The sequence below is a fragment of the Microbacterium invictum genome, assembly GCF_034421375.1.
Lineage (GTDB): Bacteria > Actinomycetota > Actinomycetes > Actinomycetales > Microbacteriaceae > Microbacterium > Microbacterium invictum_A.
In genome coordinates this window covers 1,411,079-1,434,168 of record NZ_CP139779.1, presented here as the reverse complement: position 1 = coordinate 1,434,168, position 23,090 = coordinate 1,411,079, and the positions used below count along the sequence as shown (strand labels likewise).

18 protein-coding genes are annotated in these 23,090 nt (G+C 71.4%); 11 read left to right on the top strand and 7 right to left on the bottom strand.

Going from position 1 to position 23,090, the window contains the following annotated elements; translation table 11 throughout:
• Positions 1–834: an aldo/keto reductase gene (locus tag T9R20_RS06905; RefSeq protein ID WP_322411790.1), complete on the bottom strand. Its 834-nt coding sequence runs from the start codon at positions 832–834 to the stop codon at positions 1–3.
• A gap of 98 nt (positions 835–932) precedes the next feature.
• Between T9R20_RS06905 and hrpA the strand changes: the two genes are divergently transcribed.
• The 11 genes from hrpA to T9R20_RS06850 all read left to right on the top strand — a co-directional run bounded on the left by hrpA (position 933) and on the right by T9R20_RS06850 (position 15,387).
• Positions 933–4,802: an ATP-dependent RNA helicase HrpA gene (gene hrpA, locus T9R20_RS06900; protein ID WP_416182954.1), complete on the top strand. Its 3,870-nt coding sequence runs from the start codon at positions 933–935 to the stop codon at positions 4,800–4,802.
• Positions 4,803–4,831: 29 nt separating this feature from the next.
• Entirely contained in the window at positions 4,832–5,770 is a 939-nt protein-coding gene (locus tag T9R20_RS06895) for an NADP-dependent oxidoreductase (protein ID WP_322411789.1), read from the top strand.
• A gap of 31 nt (positions 5,771–5,801) precedes the next feature.
• Positions 5,802–6,785: a Gfo/Idh/MocA family oxidoreductase gene (locus T9R20_RS06890; RefSeq protein WP_322411788.1), complete on the top strand. Its 984-nt coding sequence runs from the start codon at positions 5,802–5,804 to the stop codon at positions 6,783–6,785.
• Positions 6,785–7,642, top strand: coding sequence for an NYN domain-containing protein (locus T9R20_RS06885; protein ID WP_322411787.1), 858 nt, complete (start codon positions 6,785–6,787; stop codon positions 7,640–7,642). The genes T9R20_RS06890 and T9R20_RS06885 overlap by 1 nt, the downstream gene beginning before the upstream one ends.
• A 17-nt stretch (positions 7,643–7,659) precedes the next feature.
• Entirely contained in the window at positions 7,660–8,862 is a 1,203-nt protein-coding gene (locus tag T9R20_RS06880) for an ROK family transcriptional regulator (RefSeq protein ID WP_322411785.1), read from the top strand.
• A gap of 7 nt (positions 8,863–8,869) precedes the next feature.
• Positions 8,870–9,931 (top strand): sugar ABC transporter substrate-binding protein, encoded by a 1,062-nt coding sequence (locus T9R20_RS06875; RefSeq protein ID WP_322411784.1) that lies wholly within the window; start codon positions 8,870–8,872, stop codon positions 9,929–9,931.
• An 8-nt stretch (positions 9,932–9,939) separates the two neighbouring features.
• Positions 9,940–10,803: an ATP-binding cassette domain-containing protein gene (locus T9R20_RS06870; RefSeq protein WP_322411783.1), complete on the top strand. Its 864-nt coding sequence runs from the start codon at positions 9,940–9,942 to the stop codon at positions 10,801–10,803.
• Complete coding sequence (locus tag T9R20_RS06865; protein WP_322411782.1) at positions 10,800–11,981, top strand: sugar ABC transporter permease; 1,182 nt, start codon at positions 10,800–10,802, stop codon at positions 11,979–11,981. The genes T9R20_RS06870 and T9R20_RS06865 overlap by 4 nt, the downstream gene beginning before the upstream one ends.
• Positions 11,982–12,127: 146 nt before the next feature.
• Positions 12,128–13,210, top strand: coding sequence for a substrate-binding domain-containing protein (locus T9R20_RS06860; protein ID WP_322411781.1), 1,083 nt, complete (start codon positions 12,128–12,130; stop codon positions 13,208–13,210).
• Positions 13,211–13,306: 96 nt separating this feature from the next.
• Positions 13,307–14,119, top strand: coding sequence for an ATP-binding cassette domain-containing protein (locus T9R20_RS06855; RefSeq protein WP_322411780.1), 813 nt, complete (start codon positions 13,307–13,309; stop codon positions 14,117–14,119).
• On the top strand, positions 14,116–15,387 hold the full coding sequence (locus T9R20_RS06850) for a sugar ABC transporter permease (protein ID WP_322411779.1): 1,272 nt from the start codon (positions 14,116–14,118) through the stop codon (positions 15,385–15,387). The genes T9R20_RS06855 and T9R20_RS06850 overlap by 4 nt, the downstream gene beginning before the upstream one ends.
• Before the next feature lie 40 nt (positions 15,388–15,427).
• Here the strand turns inward: T9R20_RS06850 and T9R20_RS06845 are convergent, their stop codons facing one another.
• From T9R20_RS06845 to nagA, 6 genes are all read right to left on the bottom strand, one after another.
• Positions 15,428–16,120: an NAD-dependent deacylase gene (locus T9R20_RS06845; protein WP_322411778.1), complete on the bottom strand. Its 693-nt coding sequence runs from the start codon at positions 16,118–16,120 to the stop codon at positions 15,428–15,430.
• Positions 16,121–16,122: 2 nt separating this feature from the next.
• The gene (locus T9R20_RS06840; RefSeq protein ID WP_322411777.1) at positions 16,123–17,640 is read right to left on the bottom strand and encodes an ATP-dependent DNA ligase; all 1,518 of its coding nucleotides are present in this window, start codon (positions 17,638–17,640) and stop codon (positions 16,123–16,125) included.
• Between the two features lie 33 nt (positions 17,641–17,673).
• Positions 17,674–18,444, bottom strand: a complete 771-nt coding sequence (locus T9R20_RS06835) for an LLM class flavin-dependent oxidoreductase (RefSeq protein ID WP_322411776.1) — start codon at positions 18,442–18,444, stop codon at positions 17,674–17,676.
• 29 nt (positions 18,445–18,473) lie between these two features.
• A complete protein-coding gene (locus T9R20_RS06830; RefSeq protein ID WP_322411775.1) occupies positions 18,474–21,020 on the bottom strand; it encodes an ATP-dependent Clp protease ATP-binding subunit in 2,547 nt (848 codons plus the stop codon).
• A gap of 100 nt (positions 21,021–21,120) precedes the next feature.
• Positions 21,121–21,939 (bottom strand): hypothetical protein, encoded by an 819-nt coding sequence (locus T9R20_RS06825; RefSeq protein WP_322411774.1) that lies wholly within the window; start codon positions 21,937–21,939, stop codon positions 21,121–21,123.
• On the bottom strand, positions 21,936–23,090 hold the full coding sequence (nagA, locus tag T9R20_RS06820; RefSeq protein ID WP_322411773.1) for an N-acetylglucosamine-6-phosphate deacetylase: 1,155 nt from the start codon (positions 23,088–23,090) through the stop codon (positions 21,936–21,938). Before nagA ends, T9R20_RS06825 begins: the two co-directional genes overlap by 4 nt.

Here is a 23,090-nt window from a genome sequence, read left to right as displayed (position 1 = left end):
TCAGTTGACCTCGTCGATCGTGGCGCCGACGCGCCCGTCGTCCGCGCGATCGAGCGCGTCGATGGACGCCATCTGATCGGTCGTCAGTTCGAAGTCGAACAGGTCGAAGTTCTCCTGCAGACGTGCCCGGCGCACCGATTTCGGGAAGACGATGAAGCCGTGCTGGATGTGCCAGCGCAGCACCGCCTGAGCCGGCGACTTGCCGTGGGCAGCGGCGGCATCCGCGACGGCCGGCAGCTCGAACAGGTCGTACTTGCCCTGGCCGAGCGGCCCCCACGACTCGATGTGCACGTCGTGCTCCGCCGCCCACCCGGTGATGTCGCGCCGCTGGTAGGCCGGGTGCAGCTCGATCTGGTTGATCGCCGGCGTCACGCCGGTCGCCGCGATGACCTCTTCGAGGTGGCTGACGTGGAAGTTCGACACCCCGATCGAGCGGGCCTTGCCCGCGTCGCGGATCGCGACGAGCTTCTCCCAGGCGTTGACGTAGGAGCCGCGCTTCGGCGCCGGCCAGTGGATGAGGTACAGGTCGACGTGGTCGAGGCCCAGCTTGGCGAGGCTCTCGTCGATCGCCGCGAGCGGCTCGTCGCCGCCCTGCCGGTCGTTCCAGAGCTTCGTGGTGATGAACAGCTCGTCGCGCGGGATGCCCGATTGCGCGATCGCCGCGCCGACGCCCTCTTCGTTGCGGTAGATGGCCGCGGTGTCGATGTGGCGGTAGCCGATCTCGAGGGCCTCGCTCACGGCCCGCTCGGTGTCCTCCGGCGGGACCAGGAAGACGCCGTAGCCGAGCTGGGGGATCTGGTGTCCATCATTGAGTTTCACAGTGGGGATGGTCATGGCCTCAGCCTAGAATCACCGCCGGTGCGGAGGTCGCGTGTTGCGCCATCCCGCGCGACCCGCTAACGACGGCCCCCGCGGCCGTACGATGGAGGGCTATGCCCACGACCGCCCCGGTGATCGCCTACCCGCCCGAGCTGCCCGTCAGCGCGGCCCGGGACGAGATCGCCGCCGCCATCCGCGACCACCAGGTGGTGATCGTCGCGGGGGCGACCGGTTCGGGCAAGACCACGCAGCTGCCGAAGATCTGCCTCGAGCTCGGGCGGGAGCGCATCGCGCACACCCAGCCCCGCCGCATCGCCGCCCGCTCGATCGCGGAGCGGATCGCCGAGGAGCTCGAGGTGCCTCTCGGCGGCACGGTCGGATACAAGGTGCGCTTCACCGACCAGGTCTCCGACGACACGCGGGTCGCCCTCATGACCGACGGGATCCTCCTCAACGAGATCCACCGCGACCGGCTGCTGCGCCGCTACGACACGATCATCGTCGACGAGGCGCACGAGCGGTCGCTGAACGTCGACTTCCTGATCGGCTACCTCACCCGCATCCTGCCGAAGCGTCCCGACCTCAAAGTCATCATCACCTCCGCCACGATCGATCCGCAGAGTTTCGCGGCGCACTTCGCCGACCGCTCGGGCACCCCCGCGCCGATCATCGAGGTCTCCGGACGCACCTACCCCGTCGAGATCCGCTACCGTCCCGCCACGGAGCACGAGGACGACGACATCGACGGGCTGCTGTCGGCCCTGCGAGAGCTCGATCGCGAACCGGCAGGCGATGTGCTGGTGTTCCTCCCCGGCGAGGCCGAGATCCGCGACGCCATGGATGCCGTCCGCGGCATGTACGCCAGGGACGTCGCACCCACCGAGGTCCTCCCCCTCTACGGCCGGCTCACCTCGGCGGAGCAGCACCGGGTGTTCGAACGCTCGAGCACCGCGGGGATCCGTCGCCGCATCATCCTCGCGACCAACGTCGCCGAGACGAGCCTCACGGTGCCCGGCATCCGGTACGTCATCGACACCGGCACGGCCCGCATCTCGCGGTACAGCAACCGCAGCAAGATCCAGCGGCTCCCGATCGAGCCGGTCTCCCAGGCCTCGGCCCAGCAGCGCGCGGGCCGCGCCGGGCGGACCGCGCCGGGCGTCGCGATCCGGCTGTACAGCGAGGACGACTTCCTCTCTCGACCCGAATTCACCGAGCCCGAGATCCTGCGGACGAGCCTCGCCGCCGTGCTCCTGCAGATGCTCAGCCTCGGCTTCGGAGACGTGGCATCGTTCCCGTTCCTCACGCGCCCGGATTCTCGCGGCGTGAAAGCGGCGCTCGATCTCCTCACCGAGCTCGGCGCCGTGCACGCCGGGGAGCGCGGCCCGCGGCTGACCGACATCGGACGCCGCATCGCGCGGCTGCCCATCGACCCGCGCTTCGCGCGCATGCTGATCGAGGCCGAGCGGACGAAGGTGCTCGCTCCGGTGCTCGCGATCGTCGCGGGCCTGTCGATCCAGGACGTCCGCGAGCGACCGGAGGAGCGTCGCGAGGAGGCCGACCGCCTCCACGCCCGCTTCACCGATCCGACCAGCGACTTCCTCACGCTGCTGAATCTGTGGAAGCACCTGCGCGAGCAGCAGGCCGAGCTCGGCTCGAGCGCGTTCCGGCGGCTGTGCCGCAGCGAGCACCTGAACTATGTGCGCGTTCGGGAATGGTTCGACGTGCACCGGCAGCTCAGTGCGCTGCTGGGTGCGAGAAGAGCGGATGCCGCGGACACGGCCGATCCCGATGACATCCACCGGGCGATCCTGTCCGGCCTCCTCTCGCAGATCGGCATCCTCGACGAGCGCCCGAGCTCCCGACCCGATGAGCGCGGTCGTGATCGCCGGCGCGGCGACCAGGGACGCGCCGAGTACCGCGGCGCGCGAGGAACACGCTTCGCGATTTTCCCCGGCTCGGGGCTGCGCAAGCGCCGCCCCGCGGCGGTGATGGCCGCCGAACTCGTGGAGACCTCGCGCCTGTTCGCCCGCACCGTCGCCGAGATCGACCCCGCCTGGGCGGAGGCCCTCGCCGGCGATCTCGCGCACCGCAGCGTCAGCGAACCCCACTGGTCCAAGAGCGCGGGCGCGGCGTCGGCGTACGAGAAGATCACGCTGTTCGGGGTCGAGATCATCCCGCGGCGCCGGGTGCAGCTGGCCCGCTTCGACCGGCCGCTGGCCCGGGAGATGTTCGTGCGCCACGCGCTCGTCGAGGGCGACGTGGATCTGTCGTACCTCGACAAGCGGCTCAGCGCGTTCGAGCGCCGCAACGCCGACCTGCGCCGACGGCTGGAGAAGCTCGAGGAGCGCGAACGCCGCCGAGACATCCTCGCCGGCGACGAGGCGGTCTACGCGTTCTACGATGCGCGCCTGCCGGCCGACGTCTTCGACGTGCGCTCGTTCGAGCGGTGGTGGAAGGACGCCTCGACCCGCACCCCGCGCCTGCTCGACATGAGCGAGGCCGATCTCCTCGACGACGCCGCCCGCGCGGACGAGCGCGACTTCCCCACCCGGTGGCGGCAGGGCGATCAGGTGCTCTCGCTCGCCTACCGGTTCGAGCCCGGCGCTCCCGACGACGGCGTCACCGTCGTCATCCCGCTGCCGCTTCTCGCACAGCTGCGCCCCGACGGCTTCGACTGGCAGGTGCCGGGGCTTCGTCCCGAGCTCATCGCCGCGCTCATCCGCTCCCTCCCCAAGGCCATCCGCCGTCACGTGGTCCCCGCCGCCGACTGGGCGGCCCGGCTCGGCGATGAGCTCCACGGTCAGGGCCCAGAGGCCACCGACGGTCGTCCCGACACGACGCTCACCGTCGCCCTCGCGCGGCTGATCCAACGCGCCGCCAGCCAGCCGGTGGGCGAGGAGGACTTCGATCTGGAGCGGATCCCCGGGCACCTCCGCATGTCGTTCCGCGCCGTGGACGATCGGGGCCGGGCCCTCGGCAGCGATCGCGACCTCACCGCACTCCAGGACCGCCTCCGCGGCCGCGCACGTTCCTCGGTCGCCCGCACCCTCGAGCGCCCGACCGCGAAAGTCGCCGCGGCCGGGGCGTCGGCGACTGCGGCGACGGGAGTCACGGTCGCCGAGCGCACCGGGATCACGACCTGGGATCTCGGCGACCTCCCGGCCCTCGTCGACACCCGGGTCGCGGGCGGCGTCGTGCGAGGCTACCCCGCCCTTCTCGACGAGCGGGAGAGCGTGGCCCTGCGGATCGAGTCGACTCCGGATGCCGCGGCCGCGGCCCTGCGCGCAGGCGTGCGACGGCTGCTGCTGCTCGCGGTGCCCTCCCCGGCGACCTACGTCCTCGAGCACCTCACCGCCCCGGAGAAGCTCGCGCTCGCCGCGAGCCCCTACCCGTCGGCCCGGGCGCTCATCGAGGACGCGCGCTCGACGCTCGCCGACGCGGTCCTCGACCGTGTCGCAGGCTCGGAGCCCGTGCGGTCGGCCGCGGTGTTCGCGCGGGCCCGCGAGGAGTTCTCTCGCGCAGGCGTCGACGAGCTGTTCGCCCTGGTGTCCCTGGCGGCGAAGATCCTCACGGCCGGGCGCGAGGTCGAGCGGGCTGTCCGCGCCGTGACCTCGATGGCGCTCCTCGGCGCTCTCGGCGACATCAAGGCGCAGCTGGCGGGCCTGATCTTCCCCGGCTTCCTCTCCCGCACCGGCGCCGCCCGGCTCGCCCACCTCCCGCGCTACCTGCGTGCCGCCGCCGACCGGGCGTCCACCCTCGCCGACAACCCCGGCCGCGACCGGCAGCGACTGACCGAGTTCGAACGCGCCGCGGCGGCCTACGCCGAGGCGGGCGGGGTCATCCCGCTCCCGCCGGACGCGCCGCATGCGCTTGTGCGCGCCCGGTGGATGCTGGAGGAGTACCGGGTCAGCCTGTTCGCCCAGCCGCTCGGCACGGCCGAGCCCGTGTCGCTGCAGCGCATCCAGAAGGCGCTCCGGGAATAGCCGCGCCGCCGCCCCGCGTTCCCGCAGGTATGGCTCAGGCGATCGCGTACTCCTCCTTCGGCGACCCCGGGGTCCTGACCCTCGTGGACATCCCCGATCCCGTCGCCGGGGCGGGCGAGGTCGTCGTCCGGGTCGAAGCGGTGGGGGTCAACCCCATCGATCACAAGCTGCGTTCGGGTCTGCGCCCCTCGCCGGCGATCGAGGAGCCGCGGCGCATCGGAAGCGATGCCGCCGGCATCGTCACCGCCGTGGGCGAGGGCGTGGACGGCTTCCGCGCGGGCGATCCCGTGGTCGTCTTCGGCGCGACGGGCACCTACGCCACCGACCTCGCCGCCCCCATCCGCGCGGTGCAGCCTCGCCCCGCGTCCGTCACCGCCGCGGAGGGTGCGGCACTCGGGGTCCCGGTCGGCACGGCCTATCAGGCGCTGCGTTCGCTCGGCGTCCGCGACGGCGACACCCTCCTCCTCCATGCCGGATCCGGCGCGGTGGGTCAGGCCGCCATCCAGCTCGCCGCCCTCTGGGGCGCACGGGTGATCGCGACGGCCTCGCCGGAGCGCTTCGACCGCGTCCGCGACCTCGGCGCAGAGCCGGTGGCGTACGGCGAGGGCCTCGCCGACCGGGTGCGCGCCGTGGCGCCCGAGGGCATCTCCGTCGCCCTGGACGCGGCCGGAACGGATGAGGCGATCCGCACCTCCCTCGCTCTGGCCCCCGCCGAGCGCATCGCTACCCTCGTCCGAGGCCGCGACGCGGCGGGCTTCGGCATCCGGGCGTTCGGGGGCGGTGCGCCGCACCCGCTCACGTCGCAGCAGCTGGCGTGGCGTGCCGAGGCCCTCCCCGTGGCGCTCTCCCTCCTGGCCGCCGGGGCGTTCTCCGTGGAGCTCGGTCCCTCCTTCCCCCTCGGCGACGCCGCGGCCGCGCACCGGGCCGTCGAGCAGGGCGCCGCGGGGAAGGTCATCCTGCATCCGTGACGACACCGTCCACCCCGGTACGCTCGAACCCATGACCGGACTTCGCTGGGGCATCCTCGCCACGGGAGGCATCGCGCACGCGTTCGCCTCCGACCTCCGTACCGCCGAGCGCGACCTCGTCGCCGTCGGCTCGCGTCGTGAGGAGGCATCGCGCGAGTTCGCGGCCGAGTTCGGCATCCCGCACGCGCACTCCTCCTACGAGGCGCTTGTCGCCGACCCCGATGTCGACATCCTCTACATCGCCACCCCGCACCCTTTCCACGCCGAGAACGCGATCCTCGCGCTCGAGCACGGCAAGCACGTCCTGGTCGAGAAGCCCTTCACCCTCAACGCCGCCGAGGCCGCCTCGATCCGCGACGCAGCCCGCGCCAACGGGCGCCTGGCGATGGAGGCGATGTGGACCCGGTACCTCCCCCACATGATCCGCATCCGCGAGATCATCGCAGCCGGGACGCTGGGCGACATCCGCGCGGTGTTCGCCGATCACACCCAGAAGATCACCGATGACCCCGAGCACCGGCTGAACGCGCTCCACCTGGGTGGTGGCGCCCTCCTCGACCTCGGGATCTACCCGATCTCCTTCTTCTGGGACATCCTCGGGGAGCCCGTATCGGTCACCGCTCGCGCGCGCCTCGCCGACACCGGCGCAGACTCCGACGTGGCGACGATCTTCACCCATGCCTCCGGTGCCCTCTCGACATCGGTCACCTCGTCCCGTTCGGCCGGCCCCAACACCGCCCACATCATCGGCACCGAGGCGCGCATCGACATCGACCGCACCTGGTACGCCCCGACGAGCTTCCGGGTGACCGCGCCCGACGGCACCGTGATCGAGGACTACGTCACCGACATCTCCGGACGCGGCATGCAGTTCCAGGCTCTCGCGGCCGAGGAGATCATCGCGCGAGGGGACACCGACAGCCCGCTGCTGGGGATCGACCAGACGGTGGCGATCATGGGGACACTCGACGACGTCCGCGCGCAGATCGGCGTGCGCTACCCCGGAGAGAAGTGATGGCCGATTCCCACGGCCGCGTGGCCGTCTACCTCGACTTCGACAACATCGTGATGTCCTGGTACGACCGGGTCCACGGGCGCAACTCCTATGCCCGCGACCGTCAGCGGATCGTCGCCGGGGACGGCGACCCCGAGATCACCGAGCGGCTGGCCGCGGCGATGATCGACGTGGGGGCGATCATCGACTACGCCGCCACCTTCGGCACCCTCGTCCTCACCCGCGCCTACGCCGACTGGTCGTCGCCGGTCAACGCGGTCTACCGGTCGCAGCTGGTCGCCCGCGCCGTCGATCTCGTCCAGCTGTTCCCCGCCGCGGCCTATGCCAAGAACGGCGCGGACATCAGGCTCGCCGTCGACACGGTCGAGGACATGTTCCGCCTCGACGACCTCACCCACGTCGTCATCGTCGCGGGCGACTCCGACTACGTCCCGCTCGCGCAGCGCTGCAAGCGACTCGGACGCTTCGTCGTCGGCATCGGCGTGGCGGGATCCACCGCGAAGTCGCTCGCGGCCGCGTGCGACCAGTTCCATGCGTACGACGCCCTCCCCGGTATCCCCGCCCCGGCAGTGACGGAGAAGCCCGAGACGGCGCGCAGCCGGTCGCGGAAGAAGACCGTCGACCCCGGCGCAGACCTGCTCCAGAGAGCGCTGCGGCTGGAGAGCGACCGCGAGGGCGAGGCCTGGCAGCACGCGTCGGCGGTGAAGAGCCTGATCAAGCGGCTGGACCCGTCCTTCAGCGAGAAGGCCTATGGGTTCCGAAGCTTCTCGGAGTTCGTCAAGGCGCACGCGGACGTCGCCGAGGTCGACGAGTCGGGCCACATCGTGCTGGTCCGTCTCGCGGGTGAGAAGACCTGACCCGCTACAGTGTGCATGTGATCCGCCGAGAGACGCCGCCGGGCTCGCAGTCGTCGCTGCGTGAAGCCAACCGCGCGCGCCTGCTCGAGACGCTGAAGCGCCACGGCCGGATGACGCAGGTGGAGCTCGCCGGCATCACCGGCCTCTCTCCCGCGACGGTGTCGAACATCGTCAAGGAGCTCGTCGCGTCGGGGGTGCTCCACACCTCGATCACCTCGCGCAGCGGCCGTCGGGCGACCCTCGTCTCCCTCGCCCGTCAACTGGGGCTCGTCGCCGGCGCGCACTTCAGCTCGCGACAGCTGCACATCGCGATCTCGGACGTCACCCGAACGGTGGTGAGCCAGAGCTCCCTCCCCCTCCCCCTCGACCACCGGCACGACGCCGAACTCGATCGGCTCGCCCTCCTCCTCGGCGACATGATGGACTCCCTCGGCGGCTCCGTCGACGACCTGCTCGGCGTCGGTCTCGCTCTTCCCGCTCCGATCGATCCGCGCACCGGGATGGTCAGCGCCGCCGGGATCCTCCGAGGATGGGAGAACGTCGACATCGCGGCATCCCTCACCGCCCGCATCCAGCGACCGGTCCTCGTCGACAGCGAAGCCAACCTCGGGGCGCTGGCCGAAGCCCGCGAGGGCGTCTCGAGGGACGTCGCGTCGTCGGTCTACCTGCGTGTGGGGCACACCATCAGCGCCGGCATGGTCGTCGGCGGGGAGCTGTTCCGCGGCGTCAACGGCAAGGCCGGTCAGATCGGGCACGTCACGATCGACGAGAACGGGCCCATCTGCCGCTGCAGCAACCGCGGCTGCCTCGAGACCTACGCGGGCGGTCCCGCGCTTTTGTCCCTCTTCCCGCCGGGAGAGGGGATGCGGCGCCTGGGCGACCTCATCCAGGGCGCCGAGTCCGGCGACGGCAGCGCCCGGCGCGTGATCGCCGACGCCGGCCGGCACATCGGCATCGCCGCGGCGAGCCTGTGCAACCTCCTGGATCCAGGCTTGATCGTCGTCGGCGGCGAGCTCGCCGAGGCCGGCGAGACCCTGATGGCACCGATGCGGCACTCGCTGGAACGCACGGCGCTGGCAGCCGGGAACGGGCTGCCCGAGATCGTGGCGAGCTCGTTCGGGGAATGGACCGAGACCCGGGGAGCCATTGCCGCGGCGCTCGACGCCGTCGCCTTCGATCACGTCGCGGTCGACACCGGAGTCGATCGCGCCACCGCGTGAGCGGCCGATGACCGCCGCTCTCCGCCGCATCGGTGCGGCCCTCCTCGCGACGGCGATGGCACTGGCGACGGCCGGGTGCGCTGCGCAGAGCGGCGGCACGGAGGGGACGATCGCGCTCCTCCTCCCCGACGCCAAGACCGCACGGTACGAGACCTTCGACCGCCCGTACTTCGAGGAGCGCGTGGCCGAGCTGGGCGATTTCCGGGTGCTGTACTCCAACGCCGATCAGGATGCTGCGAAGCAGCAGCAGCAGGCGGAGGCGGCCCTCACCGGCGGCGCCGGCGTCCTGGTGCTCGATCCGGTCGACGCCAATGCGGCCGTCTCGATCGTCCGCGAGGCGAATGCGCAGGGGGTTCCGGTGATCTCCTACGACCGACTCGTCGCTGGAGGCGATCTGGCTTACTATGTCTCGTTCGACAACGAGAAGGTGGGTCAGCTCCAAGCGGCCGCGCTCACCGAGGCCCTGGCCGGCGTCGAACCCGAGATGGAGCAGAGAGGCATCCTGATGGTCAACGGCTCGCCGACCGACAGCAATGCCGCGCTGTTCAAGTCCGGTGCGCAGGAGGTCATCGACGACGCCGGACTGACCGTCCTATCGTCCTTCGACACCCCGGAGTGGAGCCCCGACCTCGCCCAGGAGTGGGTCGCCGGGCAGGTCGCGCAGTACGGCGACCGCATCGCCGCCGTGTACGCCGCCAACGACGCCACCGCCGGGGGTGCGGTGGCCGCGCTCCGAGCCGGCAATGTCACCCCGTTCCCGATCGTGACCGGTCAGGATGCCGAACTCACCGCCATCCAGCGGATCCTCACCGGCGATCAGTTCATGACGGTGTACAAGGCGATCCGGCCGCAGGCCGAGCGCGCCGCCGACGTCGCCGTCGCGCTCCTGCGCGGCGACGAGGTGAGCGCACCGCTCGAGATCGAGGGCACGCCCACCACGCTCCTCGACCCGGTCGCGGTGACGGTCGACAACATCGCCGACACCGTCGTCGCCGACGGATTCTGGACGATCGAGGACATCTGCACCCCGGACTACGCGGCGGCCTGCGAGAGGGCGGGACTGGGATGAGCACCGGGATGACAGCGCCGCGCCCCCGCCCTCGCGAGCGCGTGCTGACCATGCACGGCATCGGCAAGCGCTTCGGCGCCGTCCGGGCCCTCAGCGACGTCGACTTCTGGGTCGACGAGGGCGAGGTCGTGGCCCTCGTGGGCGACAACGGCGCCGGCAAATCGACGCTCGTGAAGATCCTCGCCGGCGTCTACACCGCCGATGCGGGCGTGATCGAGTTCGACGGGTCGCCGGTGCGCCTGCAGAGCCCCGCCGACGCTCAGGAGCTCGGCATCGCCACCGTGTTCCAAGACCTCGCGCTCTGCGACAACCTCGATGTCGTGGCGAACCTGTGGCTCGGCCGCGAGCTGGTATCGGGCCGGCGGCTCGACGAGGTCGAGATGGAGCAGCGCACCTGGACGCTGCTGCGCGAGCTCGCGGCGAAGCTGCCCTCCGTGCGCGTGCCGGTGGCGTCGCTGTCGGGCGGTCAGCGCCAGACCGTCGCGATCGCCCGCTCCCTGATCGGCGATCCTCGCGTCGTGATCCTCGACGAACCGACGGCGGCGCTCGGTGTCGCGCAGACCGCCGAAGTGCTGAACCTCATCGAGCGCCTGCGTGAACGCGGGCACGGGGTCATCCTCATCAGCCACAACATGGCCGATGTGATGGCCGTCGCCGATCGGGCGGTCGTCCTGCGTCTCGGCCGCAACAACGGCGAGTACGACATCGCCGACATCACCACCGAGACCCTGATCGCCGCGATCACCGGGGCCACCGCCGACGTCCCGGCGCGGCCCGCTCCGGCACCCGAGCAGATCACGCCGGGTCGGATCATCCCCCTCCCCACCGATCGCCCCCGTCGACGTCCGCGCGCGCAGGACCTCGACGGATGACCGCCGCCGACACGTTCTCGCGCGTGGCCGCCCGCGTGCGGGAGGGCGACCTGGGTGCCCTTCCGGTCATCGTCGGGGTGGTCGTCATCTGGTCGGTGTTCCAGTCGCTGAACCCCTCGTTCCTCTCCAGCCAGAACCTCGTCAACCTCACGATGCAGTGCGCCGCCATCGGCACCATCGCGCTGGGGGTGGTGCTCGTGCTGCTCGTCGGCGAGATCGACCTGTCGGTGGGCTCGGTCTCGGGCCTGGCCGCCGCCATCCTCGCGGTGACCTTCGTCCAGCTCCAGTGGGATCTGCTGCTGGCCATCGTCGCCGCCGTCGCGGCCGGGGCGGCGATCGGCGCTGGGTACGGGGTTCTGCTGACCCGGTTCGCGCTGCCGAGCTTCGTCATCACGCTGGCCGGCCTCCTGGGGTTCCTCGGCCTGCAGCTGTGGGTCCTCGGCGAGACCGGTTCGATCAACCTCCCCTTCGACTCGTGGCTCGTGGTGTTCGCGCAGCAGCTGTTCCTGCCCGACTGGGCGTCGTACCTGCTCGTCGCCCTCGCCGTCGTCGGGTTCGCGCTCTCGCGCGTGCGCCGCGCCCGGCGCCGTGTCCAGGCGAACCTCGACAGTCAGAGCTACCGCGAGATCGCCGTCCGGACGATCATCCTCGGCGTCTTCCTCGCCGGCGCCACGTGGTACCTCAACCTTTCTCGGGGCGTGGGGGTGATGTTCCTGTTCTTCCTCGCCCTCGTGGTCGTCGTCGACATCGTGCTGCAGCAGACGCGATGGGGACGGGCGGTGTACGCCGTGGGCGGGTCGAAGGAGGCCGCGCGGCGCGCGGGGATCCGCGTCGGACGCATCTACGTGACCGTCTTCGCCCTGTGCTCGAGCCTGGCCGCGATCGGCGGCATCCTGGCGGCCGCCCGACTGGCCGCCGTGAGCCAGAGCTCCGGCGGCGGGGACACGAACCTCAATGCGATCGCGGCGGCGGTGATCGGCGGGGCGAGCCTCTTCGGCGGCCGCGGCACGGCGTACTCCGCACTGCTCGGGATCATCGTGATCCAGTCGATCTCCTCGGGCCTGACGCTGCTGACCCTGGACTCGTCGGTGCGCTACATGATCACCGGGCTCGTCCTCGTCATCGCCGTCATCATCGACTCGCTGTCGCGCCGCACCCGGGAGGCGACCGGCCGCTGAATGACTTCACGGACCGAACGCATTCCGGGCCGTTGCCAAAGCGTTACGTTCACTACTTGACGCCAAGGGTCGACTCTCGGGATGATCGCTCTCGTGAGCGGCCCAACGGGGCGTCGCGCTCACCATTCGACGATGAAAGGTGAACAATGAAGAAATCCTTCCTCTCGGCCGCGGCGGTCGCCGGCGCAGCCGTGATGCTGCTGGCGGGCTGTTCGAGCTCGACCGGCGGCGACAGCGGTGATGGCGGCGGAGACACCGGCGGCGGCGACGCTGCGGGCCGCGCCTGCGTCATCCTTCCCGACGCGGCGTCCTCGCCCCGCTGGGAGAACTTCGACCGCCCCTACCTGCAGGAGGGCCTGGAGGCCGCGGGCTTCGAGGTCGACATCCAGAACGCGCAGGGCAACACCAACACCTACTCGACCATCGCCGACCAGCAGCTCACCCAGGGCTGCGGTGTGATGCTGCTCGTGGACTACCAGGGTGCCGCAGAAGCCGTTGCGGCGAACGCCACCGCCGAGGGCATCCCGGTGATCGCGTACGACCGTCCCTTCGAGGGCGCGGACTACTACGTGTCGTTCGACAACATGGAGGTCGGGCGCCTGCAGGGCCAGACGGTGCTGGACGGCCTCGAGGCCGCCGGCAAGGACCCCGCTTCCGCGACCGTGGTCTACATGGGCGGTGACCCGACCGACGGCAACGCCGCGATGTTCAAGTCCGGCGCGGTCGAGGTCATGGAAGCGGCCGGGATCACTCCCGCCGCCGAGCCCCCGGGGGTGTGGGACCAGGCCGAGTCGCAGACCAACTTCGAGCAGGCCCTGACCTCGCTCGGTGGCCAGGTCGACGGCGTCTGGGCGGCCAACGACACCAACGCCGCCGGCGTCATCAAGGTGCTGCAGGACAACAACCTCGAAGGCGTCGCGGTCTCGGGCCAGGACGCCAACGTCGCCGGTCTGCAGAACATCCTCCTCGGCTGGCAGACCGCCACGGTCTACAAGCCGGTGGCGGATGAGGCCGCAGCCGCCGTCGAGCTCGCCGTCGCGCTGCTCAACGGCGAAGAGGTCACCGCCGACGCCGAGCTCGAAGACGGAACGCCCTACATCCAGGTCACGCCCGTCCTCGTCGGACCGAACGAGGTCAAGGACGTCATCGCCGCCGGCGACGCCGCCTACGACGACGTCTGCACCCCCGACGTGATGGCAGCGTGCGAGGAGTTCGGCGTCACCGAGTGACGCCCCGCGCGTGAGAACGCGCCGAACCGGGGGCGCCACGGCACCGCGCCGTGGCGCCCCCGCCGCGCCCCTCCCTCCGGCCGCAAGGAAGCGAGCATGACAGACACCACCCACACCTCCACCGCCCTGGAACCCATCATCGAACTCGTCGGGGTCAAGAAGTCCTTCGGCCCCGTCAGCGTCCTCAAGGGCGTGAACCTGAAGGTCTACCCCGGCAAGGTGACCGCCCTCGTCGGCGACAACGGCGCCGGCAAGTCCACCCTCATCAAGGGGCTGGCCGGCGTGCAGCCCTACGACGAGGGCGAGGTGCTGATCGACGGACAGCACCGCGATCTGGTCGCCCCCCGCGACGCCTCGGGCCTCGGCATCGAGGTCGTCTACCAGGACCTCGCCCTCTGCGACAACCTCGACATCGTCCAGAACATGTTCCTCGGTCGCGAGGAACTCACCTTCGGCATGTTCGACGAGGGCCGCATGGAGAAGGATGCGTCCGACACCCTGCGCTCCCTCTCGGTGCGCACGGTGAAATCCGTGCGACAGAAGGTGTCGTCCCTCTCGGGTGGACAGCGTCAGACCGTCGCCATCGCCCGCGCGGTGCTGAAGAAGGCCCGCGTGGTGATCCTCGACGAGCCGACGGCGGCGCTCGGGGTCGCCCAGACCGAGCAGGTGCTGAATCTCGTCCAGCGCCTGGCACAGCAGGGTGTCGCCGTCATCCTCATCAGCCACAACCTGGCCGACGTGTTCGCGGTCGCCGACGACATCGCCGTGCTCTACCTCGGTCAGATGGTCGCCCAGATCCCGACCGCCGAGACCACCCGCGACGACGTGGTCGGCTACATCACCGGAACCAAGACGAACGGGGTCGACATCATCGACACCACCACGCTCAGCACGGGAGGAGCCGAATGAGCAGCAATGCGACCCGCACCGAGGCGGCGCCCGACCCGGTGACCAGCGACCTCATCGGAAGCGGGGTCGAGGGTGGCCTCATGGACCAGGTCCGCGCGTGGATGCAGCGCGTCCGCGGCGGCGACATGGGGGCCCTCCCCGCCGTCGGCGGACTGCTGGTGCTGGCGGTGCTGTTCTCGACGCTGAGTCCGTTCTTCCTCACCGAGCGCAACTTCGCCAACCTGCTGAATCAGGCGGCGACCCTCGTCGTCCTCGGGATGGCGCTGGTCTTCGTCCTCCTCCTGGGAGAGATCGACCTGTCCGCCGGGGTGACCGGCGGCGTCGGCATGGCACTGTTCGTCGTGCTCACGGCCCAGTTCGGCATTCCCTGGCCCCTGGCGCTCCTCATCGGGTTCGCCTTCGGCTTCCTCACGGGCGCGTTCATCGGGTTCTTCGTGGCGAGGGTGGGGATACCCTCCTTCGTGGTCACGCTGGGTCTGTTCCTGGGATTCCAGGGTCTGGCCCTGACGGTCATCGGGCCCGGTGGTCTGTACCGCGTCGAGGTGCCCGAGCTCCTGGCGCTGCAGAACGGCAACCTGCCGGTCTGGGGCGGATGGGCGATGCTGGTGGTGATGCTGCTGATCTCGGCGGCGACGAGCTTCTGGGACCGCAACCGCCGCACCCGCGCCGGCGTGCCGAACCGCGCGCTGTCGCTGGTGTGGATCAAGCTCGCCGCGATCGCGGTCATCGGCGGAGTGGTCGTCTACGTCCTCAACCAGAACCGCGGACAGTCGGTCGTCGCGGTCGAAGGCGTCCCGATCATCGTCCCCGTCGTGCTGACGATCCTGTGGATCGGCACCCTCGTGCTCGACCGCACGAAGTTCGGGCGCTACATCTACGCCATCGGCGGCAACGCCGAGGCCGCGCGCCGCTCGGGCGTGAAGGTGCGGTGGGTGAAGTGGTGGGCGTTCGTCATCTGCTCGAGCCTTGCCGTCGCCTCGGCGCTCCTGGCGGTGACCCGCGTCGGCTCGGTCGACGCCACGGTCGGCCGTGACATCGTGCTGAGCGGCGTCGCGGCCGCGGTCGTCGGCGGCGTCAGCCTCTTCGGCGGACGCGGGCGTCTCGTCCACGCCGCCATCGGCGCGCTCGTCATCGCCGTCATCACCAATGGCCTGGGCCTGCTCAACCTGCCGGCGGGTGTCAACCTCCTGGTCACCGGTGGCGTGCTCATCCTCGCGGCGACGGTCGATGCGCTGTCGCGTCTGCGAGCGGGCGGCATCAGGATCTGACGTCCTCGATGAGGGCGCCGCGGCACGGTCCGCGGCGCCCTCATCCGTGCGAGAGCACCTCCGCCACCCACGCCGGAACGACCTGCGACGCAGGCCCTGCGCGGACCTCGTCGAACGGCACGGCGGCATCGCTCGGCACGAGGTTGAGCTCGACGGTGCGGGCGCCGAGCGCCGACGCGAACGCGACATACCCCGCGGCCGGGTAGACGTTCCCCGACGTGCCGATCGACACGAACACGTCCGCAGTCACGAGCGCCCGCTCGATCCGGTCGAGCTCGTAGGGCATCTCACCGAACCACACCACGTCGGGCCGGAGGGCGCGCACGCCGCACCGCGGACACCCCGGCCGATCGGCGAGGTCGTCGACGATGGTCGACACCCCGCCGCACGCCGTGCAGAGGGCATGCGCGAGGGTGCCGTGCATATGGACCAGCCGCCGCGTGCCGGCGCGCTCATGCAGGTCGTCGACGTTCTGCGTGACGACGAGGAGGTCGTCCCCCAGAGCGTCTTCGAGCTCCGCCAGAGCGCGATGGGCGGGGTTGGGCAGAGCGGATGCCACCGCGCGCCGTCGCGCGTCGTAGAAACGCAACACGGTGTCGGGATCGCGCTCGAACGCCTCGGGGGTCGCGACATCCTCGACGCGATGCCCCTCCCACAGCCCGTCGGCGTCGCGGAACGTCGGCACACCGCTCTCGGCGGAGATGCCCGCGCCGGTGAGGACGACGACGCGCACGGTCAGCCGCGCAGCAGCGCGCGGAGCGCGTCGATGGTGTCGGCGTCGGTCGCGGTCTTGTCGGGTCGATACCTTTTGACGCGCGCGAAGCGCAGCGCGACGCCGCCGGGGTAGCGGGTCGAACGCTGCACCCCGTCGATGGCGATCTCGACGACCGTCTCGGGTCGGACGTGCACGGTGTGCGCAGTCCGGGCCGTCGCGATCGTGGGGAAGTGTGCGGTCTGCCAGGCGAGGAGCTGATCGGTCAGGCCCTTGAACGTCTTGCCGACCATCACGAACCCGCCGGGCGGCCCGAAGACGCCGTCGGGGTCGCGGGCACCCAGGTGCAGGTTCGACAGCAGCCCGCTCCGCCGGCCCGACCCCTCTTCCACGGCCAGGACGACCAGGTCGAAGGTGAGGACGGGCTTGACCTTCAGCCAGCTCTTGCCTCGCCGGCCGGCCTGGTAGGCGGAGTCGATGGCCTTGACCATCACGCCCTCGTGTCCGGCAGCGAGGGCCGCGCGCGCCGTCTGCTCCGCGACATCCGGATCACCCGTGCGGACGGCCGGGATACGCCACTCCCCTGCCACGCGCTCGAGCTCCGCCTGTCGCACGTGCAGCGGCTCGTCCAGCAGATCCCGGCCGTCCAGGTGCAGCAGGTCGAAGAACCAGGGACGGAGGGCGACGGCCGTGGCGCTCTCGGACCCGAAGCGCGACATCGTCTCCTGAAAGGCCCGTGGGGCGCCATCGTCGTCCAGCGCGAGCGTCTCGCCGTCGAAGATCGCCGCGCGCACCGGCAGCGCGCGGACCGTGTCGACGATCTCAGGCAGCCGGTGGGTGACGTCGGCGAGGGTGCGGGTGAACACCCGCACCTCGTCGCCGTCGCGGTGCACCTGGATGCGCGCGCCGTCCAGCTTGTACTCCACGGACGACTCACCCGCCGCCACCGCCTCACCCGCCGAGGACGCCGTCGCGGCGAGCATCGGGAGCACGGCGCGACCGACGACGAGGCCGACGTCGTCGAGCGCCGCGGGCTCGCCGAACAGGGCCACCGAGGCGGCCTCGCCGAGATCTCCGGAGAGCATCGCCGCGCGGCGCACCGACGCGACGGGGCGATCCGCCGCCGCGGCGACGGCGTCGAGGAGCACCCCCTCGAGGGCCCCGGTGCGCAGCTCGCCGAGGATGACGCGGCTGAGGAAGTCCCACTCCGCCGCCGTCGCCTGCTGAGCGAGGCGGTCGAGCTCACCCTGTCGCCGCCCTGCGGAGCCGGTTCCGGCGGCGACGGCGAGGCGTTCGAACGCCGCGTCGACCTCGAGGACGGTGAGCGTGGCATCCCGCGCATGATCCCGCTCGGCGGCGAGCGAGCGCCATCCGACGCCCAGCCGCCCCTGCCGGGGCTTGGCCAGCAGCAGACCGACGGTGATCGGGACCTCCTCCGGCGCCATGGCGCGGAGCGTCTCGGACAGCACGGCGACCTTCGCCTTCCTCGACGCCGTCCGCGACACCGCGTCGGCGGCACCGACGACCTCTCTCAGGAGCATGCGCGCGATTCTGCCACGGAGGTGCGACACCCGTCAGGGAACGGCGATCTCGGCGGCCCGGTCGATGAACCGGAGAGCGGCCGCTCCGTCCGACGGGTCGGCGAGCATCATCCGCAGCACCACCTCGTCGACTCCGCCGAGGTAGGCGGGGAGCCGATCCGCGGCGGTCTCGGGCGTGATCACGGTGTCGGCGGGCGAGAGTCCGAGCCGGGCGTAGTTCGCCGCGTAGGCGGGATACCCGGCGTACGCGTCGCGCTCGGCCTCGAGTCGTGGCATCGCATCGGCGTCGAGGGCGGCGCGGACGTAGAGGGCCGCATGGGCAGCGGTGCCTGCCCGGTGCGCCTGGTCCGCCTGCGCCGCGGCGATCTCGGGGCTCAGCCAGCTGAGCAGCACGCCGTCCGCCGTCGTTGCTCCCAGGTGTCGCATCCGGGGTCCGAGAGCGCCCACGACCAGGCGCGCGGGCGTGCCGTCCCGCAGGTGGTCGACCGCCGTACGCACCGCGTCGAGGGCGCCGTGCCGGAGGCCGCCGGACCCGATCCCCAGCGTCAGGCGGTCGTCCGGGAGACCCAGATCGACGACGCGACGGGCGATCTCTTCACCCGGCCGGCGATCCACGGGAATGACGCCTGTCGCCAGCCCCAGCCGCCCGGTGACCTCGGCGACAGCGGCGAGGACTTCGAGCGCATCGTGGCCCGGAGTGTCGTTCACCCAGAGGGCGCTGAACCCGGCGTCTTCGATGGCCGGCGCGATCGTCCGGGCGAACTCAGGCCCGGCCGCGGCGGCGATTCCGATGGAGCATGCCATGACCTCAGCATGCCCCATCGGATCGGGCGTCAGGCCGCAGCGACCACCTGTGCGGCCCTCACGCGCAGCTCGCCCGCGAGCGCGTCGAGCCGCACCGAGCCGCCGTCGACGAGTGCTCCCGAGACGAACAGATCGGCGATGCGGTCGTCGACCTCGCGCTGGATGAGCCGGCGCAGGGGACGCGCCCCGTACTCGGGCTCGTACCCGTTGTCGGCGAGCCAGGCGATCGCGGTGTCGTCGACCTCGAGCGACACCTCGCGCGTTGCCAGCCGCACCCGGGTGGCCCCGAGCATGAGACCGACGATCTGCTCCAGCTGCTCCTTCTCGAGCTTGCGGAAGAGCACGATCTCGTCGATGCGGTTGAGGAACTCCGGCCGCATCGCGTCGCGGAGACGCCCCATCACGCGGTCGCGGAGATCCTTGTCCGAGCCGAACCCGGTGGCCCCGCCGCCGTCGGCGATGAAGCCGATGGCACCTGAGCGCGACGCGAGGAACTCGCTTCCGATGTTCGAGGTCATCACGACCACGGTGTTGCGGAAATCGACCGTTCGTCCCTGGCCGTCCGTGAGCCGGCCGTCGTCGAGCACCTGCAGCAGCAGGTTGAACACGTCGGGGTGGGCCTTCTCGATCTCGTCGAACAGCACGATCGAGTACGGGTTGCGCCGCACGCGTTCGGTGAGCTGCCCGGCCTCGTCGTAGCCGACGTATCCCGGAGGAGCGCCGACCAGGCGCGACACGGTGTGCCGCTCTCCGAACTCGCTCATGTCGAAGCGGATGACGGCTCCGTCGTCATCGAACAGGGAGTGGGCAAGTGCCTTCGCCAGCTCGGTCTTTCCCACCCCGGTCGGGCCGAGGAAGAGGAACGACCCCACCGGGCGACGGCTGTCGCCCATGCCGGTGCGGTTGCGGCGAACCGCCTTGGCGACGGCGGCCACCGCGTCATCCTGTCCGATCACCCGGGCGTGCAGCTCGTCCTCCAGCTGCGCCAGGCGCTCGCGCTCGGTCTCGGTCAGGCGCTGTGCGGGAATCCCCGTCGCGCGGCTGATCACCGCGGCGATCTCGGGTTCGTCCACCACGGCCGCCCCGGCCTTCGCCCCCGCGTCGGTCGCCTCGCGCAGGCGCTCCTGCACGGCGGTGATCTCGTCGCGGATCTGCGAGGCCTCTTCGTAGCGCTCCGCGGCGACCGCGGCGTTCTTGTCCGCCTCGAGCGTCGCGAGCCGGGCCATGAGCTCGCGCGTGTCGATCTTCGCGCCCAGCCGCAGCCGCAGGCGCGCCCCGGCCTGGTCGATGAGGTCGATCGCCTTGTCGGGCAGCACCCGGTCGGTGAGGTAGCGGTCGCTGAGCTCGACGGCGGCGCGCAGCGCGTCGTCGGTGTACGAGACCCCGTGGTGCTCCTCGTAGGCGCTGCGGAGGCCGCGGAGGATCTCGACGGCGTCGACGAGCGACGGCTCGCCCACCTTCACCGGCTGGAAACGCCGCTCCAGCGCGGGGTCCTTCTCGATCGTCCGGTACTCCTTCAGCGTCGTGGCGCCCACGAGGTGCAGCTCGCCACGGGCGAGGCGGGGCTTGAGGATGTTCCCCGCGTCCATGGCGCCCTCACCGCCGCCTCCGGCGCCGACGACGGTGTGCACCTCGTCGATGAAGACGATCAGCTCGTGCGAGCGCGCGGCGATCTCGTCCATCGTGTTCGTCAGGCGCTCTTCGAAGTCGCCCCGGTAGCGGGTGCCGGCGAGCATCGCCGGCAGATCGAGGGTGATGACGCGCTTGTCGCGAAGCTGCTCGGGAACGCCGCCCGACACGATCGCCTGCGCCAGGCCCTCGACGACGGCGGTCTTGCCCACGCCCGCCTCGCCCACCAGAACGGGGTTGTTCTTGGTCCGGCGGCTGAGGATCTCGATCGTCTGCTCGATCTCGTCTTCACGGCCGATCACCGGGTCGAGCAGCCCCTCACGGGCACGCGCGGTCAGGTCGGTGCCGAATCGGTCGAGCATCGGGGAATCGGATGCCGCGGCATCCGAACTCTCGTCCGTGCTCGTTGCGCCGGGCGTGACCGTCTCGCGCACGCTCTGGGTGAGGGCCTCGGCGGTCACCCCCGCCTGCGCGAGGATCTGCCCGGCCGGGGTGTCCTGTGCCAGCACGAGGGCGAAGAAGAGGTGCTCGGGGTCGACGTAGGTCGAGCCGGAGGAGCGGGCGACCTGGAACGCGTGGAACAGGGCGCGCTGCACCGACGGGGTGACCACGGCGCCGTCGACGTCGGCGGCCGTCGACGCGGCGGGAAGCCGCTCCTCGGCAGCCCGGGCGATCGCCGCGGGGTCGGCGCCGATGCGGGCCACGGCGTCCTTCGCCGGGGCGTGCTGGACGAGGACGCGCAGGACGTGCAAGGCGTCGAGCTCACGCTGACCGCGCTCGAGCGCGTAGCGGCCGGAACGCTGCAGCATCTCCTGCGTGCGGGCGCTCAGGAAGCGGCTCAGGTCGATCGAACGCTCGGCCCGAGCCCGCTCACCCGCGAGGTAGCGAGCGAGGAACTCGTCGAACGCGCTCTGACCGTCACCGGTCTGGGGGAAGTCTTCGGGCATGTCACTCTCCGTGAATGGTGATGCGAAGTCTGCTCCATGGAACTTGAGCAGACACGTATCAACTTCAACGTGACGGGTCGCCAGCTATTCCCGGGGCCTGTCACCGAATCGTGGGGTCCGGATCCTTCCAGGTGCGGGCCGTCTCGACGACCCAGAACGCCGCGAACAGAAGCAGGAGCACGATCTCGCCGATGAGGACGAAGGGGATGCCGGAGGCCGGCGGATCCGGGGCGGCGAGCGGCAGGACGACGACGGCGAAGAGGAAGAGGATGGCGGCGAGGATCCCGATCGCGATGCCTCCGTAAACGCCGCGCGCGGAGGGTCGCGCGGACGACGGCGCCCAGGCGGTCCATCCGGCCACCGCCGCGATCAAGGCGAAGAATGCCAGGGTCGCCGTGAGATGTCCGACGCGGAGGAGGCTCTCCTGATCAACGACCCCCCACACCGGGAAGCCGACGACGACCACGCCGGCGACGGCGGCGGTGGCCGCGACACCGCGGGTAAGGCTCCCCTGCGCACGCGCGACGAGCAGGGCGACGATGAGCCCGACGATCCCGACCAGGAGGAACGTGGCGAGCCCGTTGACGACGTCGCCGTGCACTGCGGCGGGCACCTCGCCGCCCACCGGGGTCGGGATGATCGCGATGAGCGGTGCGAGGACGGCGGCGACGTCGAGCAGAGCCTGCGGGACGCTCCGCCCCGAGAGCGCGAGGAGCGCGAGCGAGACGGCGAAGAGCGATCCGGTGAACACCGTCCGGGCGGGCGTGTAGAAGCCGGCGCTCAGCGACTCCGGCGCGACGCCGTCGGCGATCGCCACCCCCGCGACGGAGACGAGGAGGGCGAGGACCGCGCCGAGGATCGCCAGGCGGACGTACCGGTAGGTGCGCGCGAGAGACGTCGCCGCGGCGGTCTGACTCACCGGAACCGCCGCCCCGCCGCCCACACCGCGTCGACCTCGAGGCCCGGTCCGAGCATCACGACGTCGGCCGCGTAGCCCGGTGCGAGGCGCCCGAGCCGATCCTCGAGCCCGAGGACGGTCGCCGGGGCCTCGGTCAACGCGGTGACGGCGGTGGGAAGGTCGAGTCCGACCTCGTCGACGGCGCGGCGGAGCGCGGCATCCTGGGTGAGGGTGGAACCGGCGATCGTCTCGGTGCCCGTCAACGTCGCCACCCCTCCCGAGACCGTGACCTCCAGATCGCCGAGGGCGTAGTCGCCGTCGGCGGCGCCCGCGGCCGCCATCGCGTCGGTGACGAGCGCGACCCGCCCCGGGGCGAGGGTGAAGAGCATGCGGACGACTGCGGGGTTCAGGTGGCTGCCGTCGAGGATCGCCTCGAGGAAGACTCCCGGCGTGTTCACCGCGGCGAGCACCGGCCCGGGCGCCCGATGATGGATGCCGCGCATGGCGTTGAACGCGTGGGTGAGAAGGGTCGCGCCCCGGTCGAACGCCGCGTCGGCGAGGTCACGGTCGGCACCGGTGTGGCCGACGGCCACGACGACGCCCGCGCGCGCGAACGTCTCGATCGCCTCCAGGGCGTGACGCCGGTCGGGGGCGATGGTGATCTGCACGAGCGCGCCGGCGGCGGCATCCCGCAGGCGCCGCACCGTCTCGGGGTCGGGATCGCAGAGCGCCTCCGGATCATGCGCCCCCCGGAAGTCGGGGTGGAGGAAGGGGCCCTCCAGGTGCGCGCCGAGCACGCGGGGGTCGCGCGCCTTCGCCTCCGCGATCGCCGCGAGGCGCGAGGAGAGCACGTCGACGGGGGCGCTGACCAGCGAGAGCGCAGAACGCGTCGTGCCGTGAGCGGTGTGGGCGTCAAGGACGCGCTCGATCGCCGCCGCACCATCGTCGACGGCCGCTCCCCCGCCGCCGTGACAGTGCAGGTCGATGAACCCCGGCGCGAGGACGCGCCCTCCCACGTCGATCACTTCTCCGGCCGTGTGGCGCGGCCAGTCGTCGCCGGTTCCGCGGGCGGAGACGACCTCGCCGTCGAGCAGCAGCCAGGCGTCCTCGGTGACCTCACCACCCGAAACCAGTCGCGCCGAATGCAGGACTGTGGAGCCGGTCGCGTTCAC

Coding starts and splice junctions, on each gene's coding strand:
- T9R20_RS06905 (WP_322411790.1), bottom strand. CDS start 834: ATGACCATCCCCACTGTGAAACTCAATGATGGACACCAGATCCCCCAG.
- hrpA (WP_416182954.1), top strand. CDS start 933: ATGCCCACGACCGCCCCGGTGATCGCCTACCCGCCCGAGCTGCCCGTC.
- T9R20_RS06895 (WP_322411789.1), top strand. CDS start 4,832: ATGGCTCAGGCGATCGCGTACTCCTCCTTCGGCGACCCCGGGGTCCTG.
- T9R20_RS06890 (WP_322411788.1), top strand. CDS start 5,802: ATGACCGGACTTCGCTGGGGCATCCTCGCCACGGGAGGCATCGCGCAC.
- T9R20_RS06885 (WP_322411787.1), top strand. CDS start 6,785: ATGGCCGATTCCCACGGCCGCGTGGCCGTCTACCTCGACTTCGACAAC.
- T9R20_RS06875 (WP_322411784.1), top strand. CDS start 8,870: ATGACCGCCGCTCTCCGCCGCATCGGTGCGGCCCTCCTCGCGACGGCG.
- T9R20_RS06870 (WP_322411783.1), top strand. CDS start 9,940: ATGACAGCGCCGCGCCCCCGCCCTCGCGAGCGCGTGCTGACCATGCAC.
- T9R20_RS06865 (WP_322411782.1), top strand. CDS start 10,800: ATGACCGCCGCCGACACGTTCTCGCGCGTGGCCGCCCGCGTGCGGGAG.
- T9R20_RS06860 (WP_322411781.1), top strand. CDS start 12,128: ATGAAGAAATCCTTCCTCTCGGCCGCGGCGGTCGCCGGCGCAGCCGTG.
- T9R20_RS06855 (WP_322411780.1), top strand. CDS start 13,307: ATGACAGACACCACCCACACCTCCACCGCCCTGGAACCCATCATCGAA.
- T9R20_RS06850 (WP_322411779.1), top strand. CDS start 14,116: ATGAGCAGCAATGCGACCCGCACCGAGGCGGCGCCCGACCCGGTGACC.
- T9R20_RS06840 (WP_322411777.1), bottom strand. CDS start 17,640: ATGCTCCTGAGAGAGGTCGTCGGTGCCGCCGACGCGGTGTCGCGGACG.
- T9R20_RS06835 (WP_322411776.1), bottom strand. CDS start 18,444: ATGGCATGCTCCATCGGAATCGCCGCCGCGGCCGGGCCTGAGTTCGCC.
- T9R20_RS06830 (WP_322411775.1), bottom strand. CDS start 21,020: ATGCCCGAAGACTTCCCCCAGACCGGTGACGGTCAGAGCGCGTTCGAC.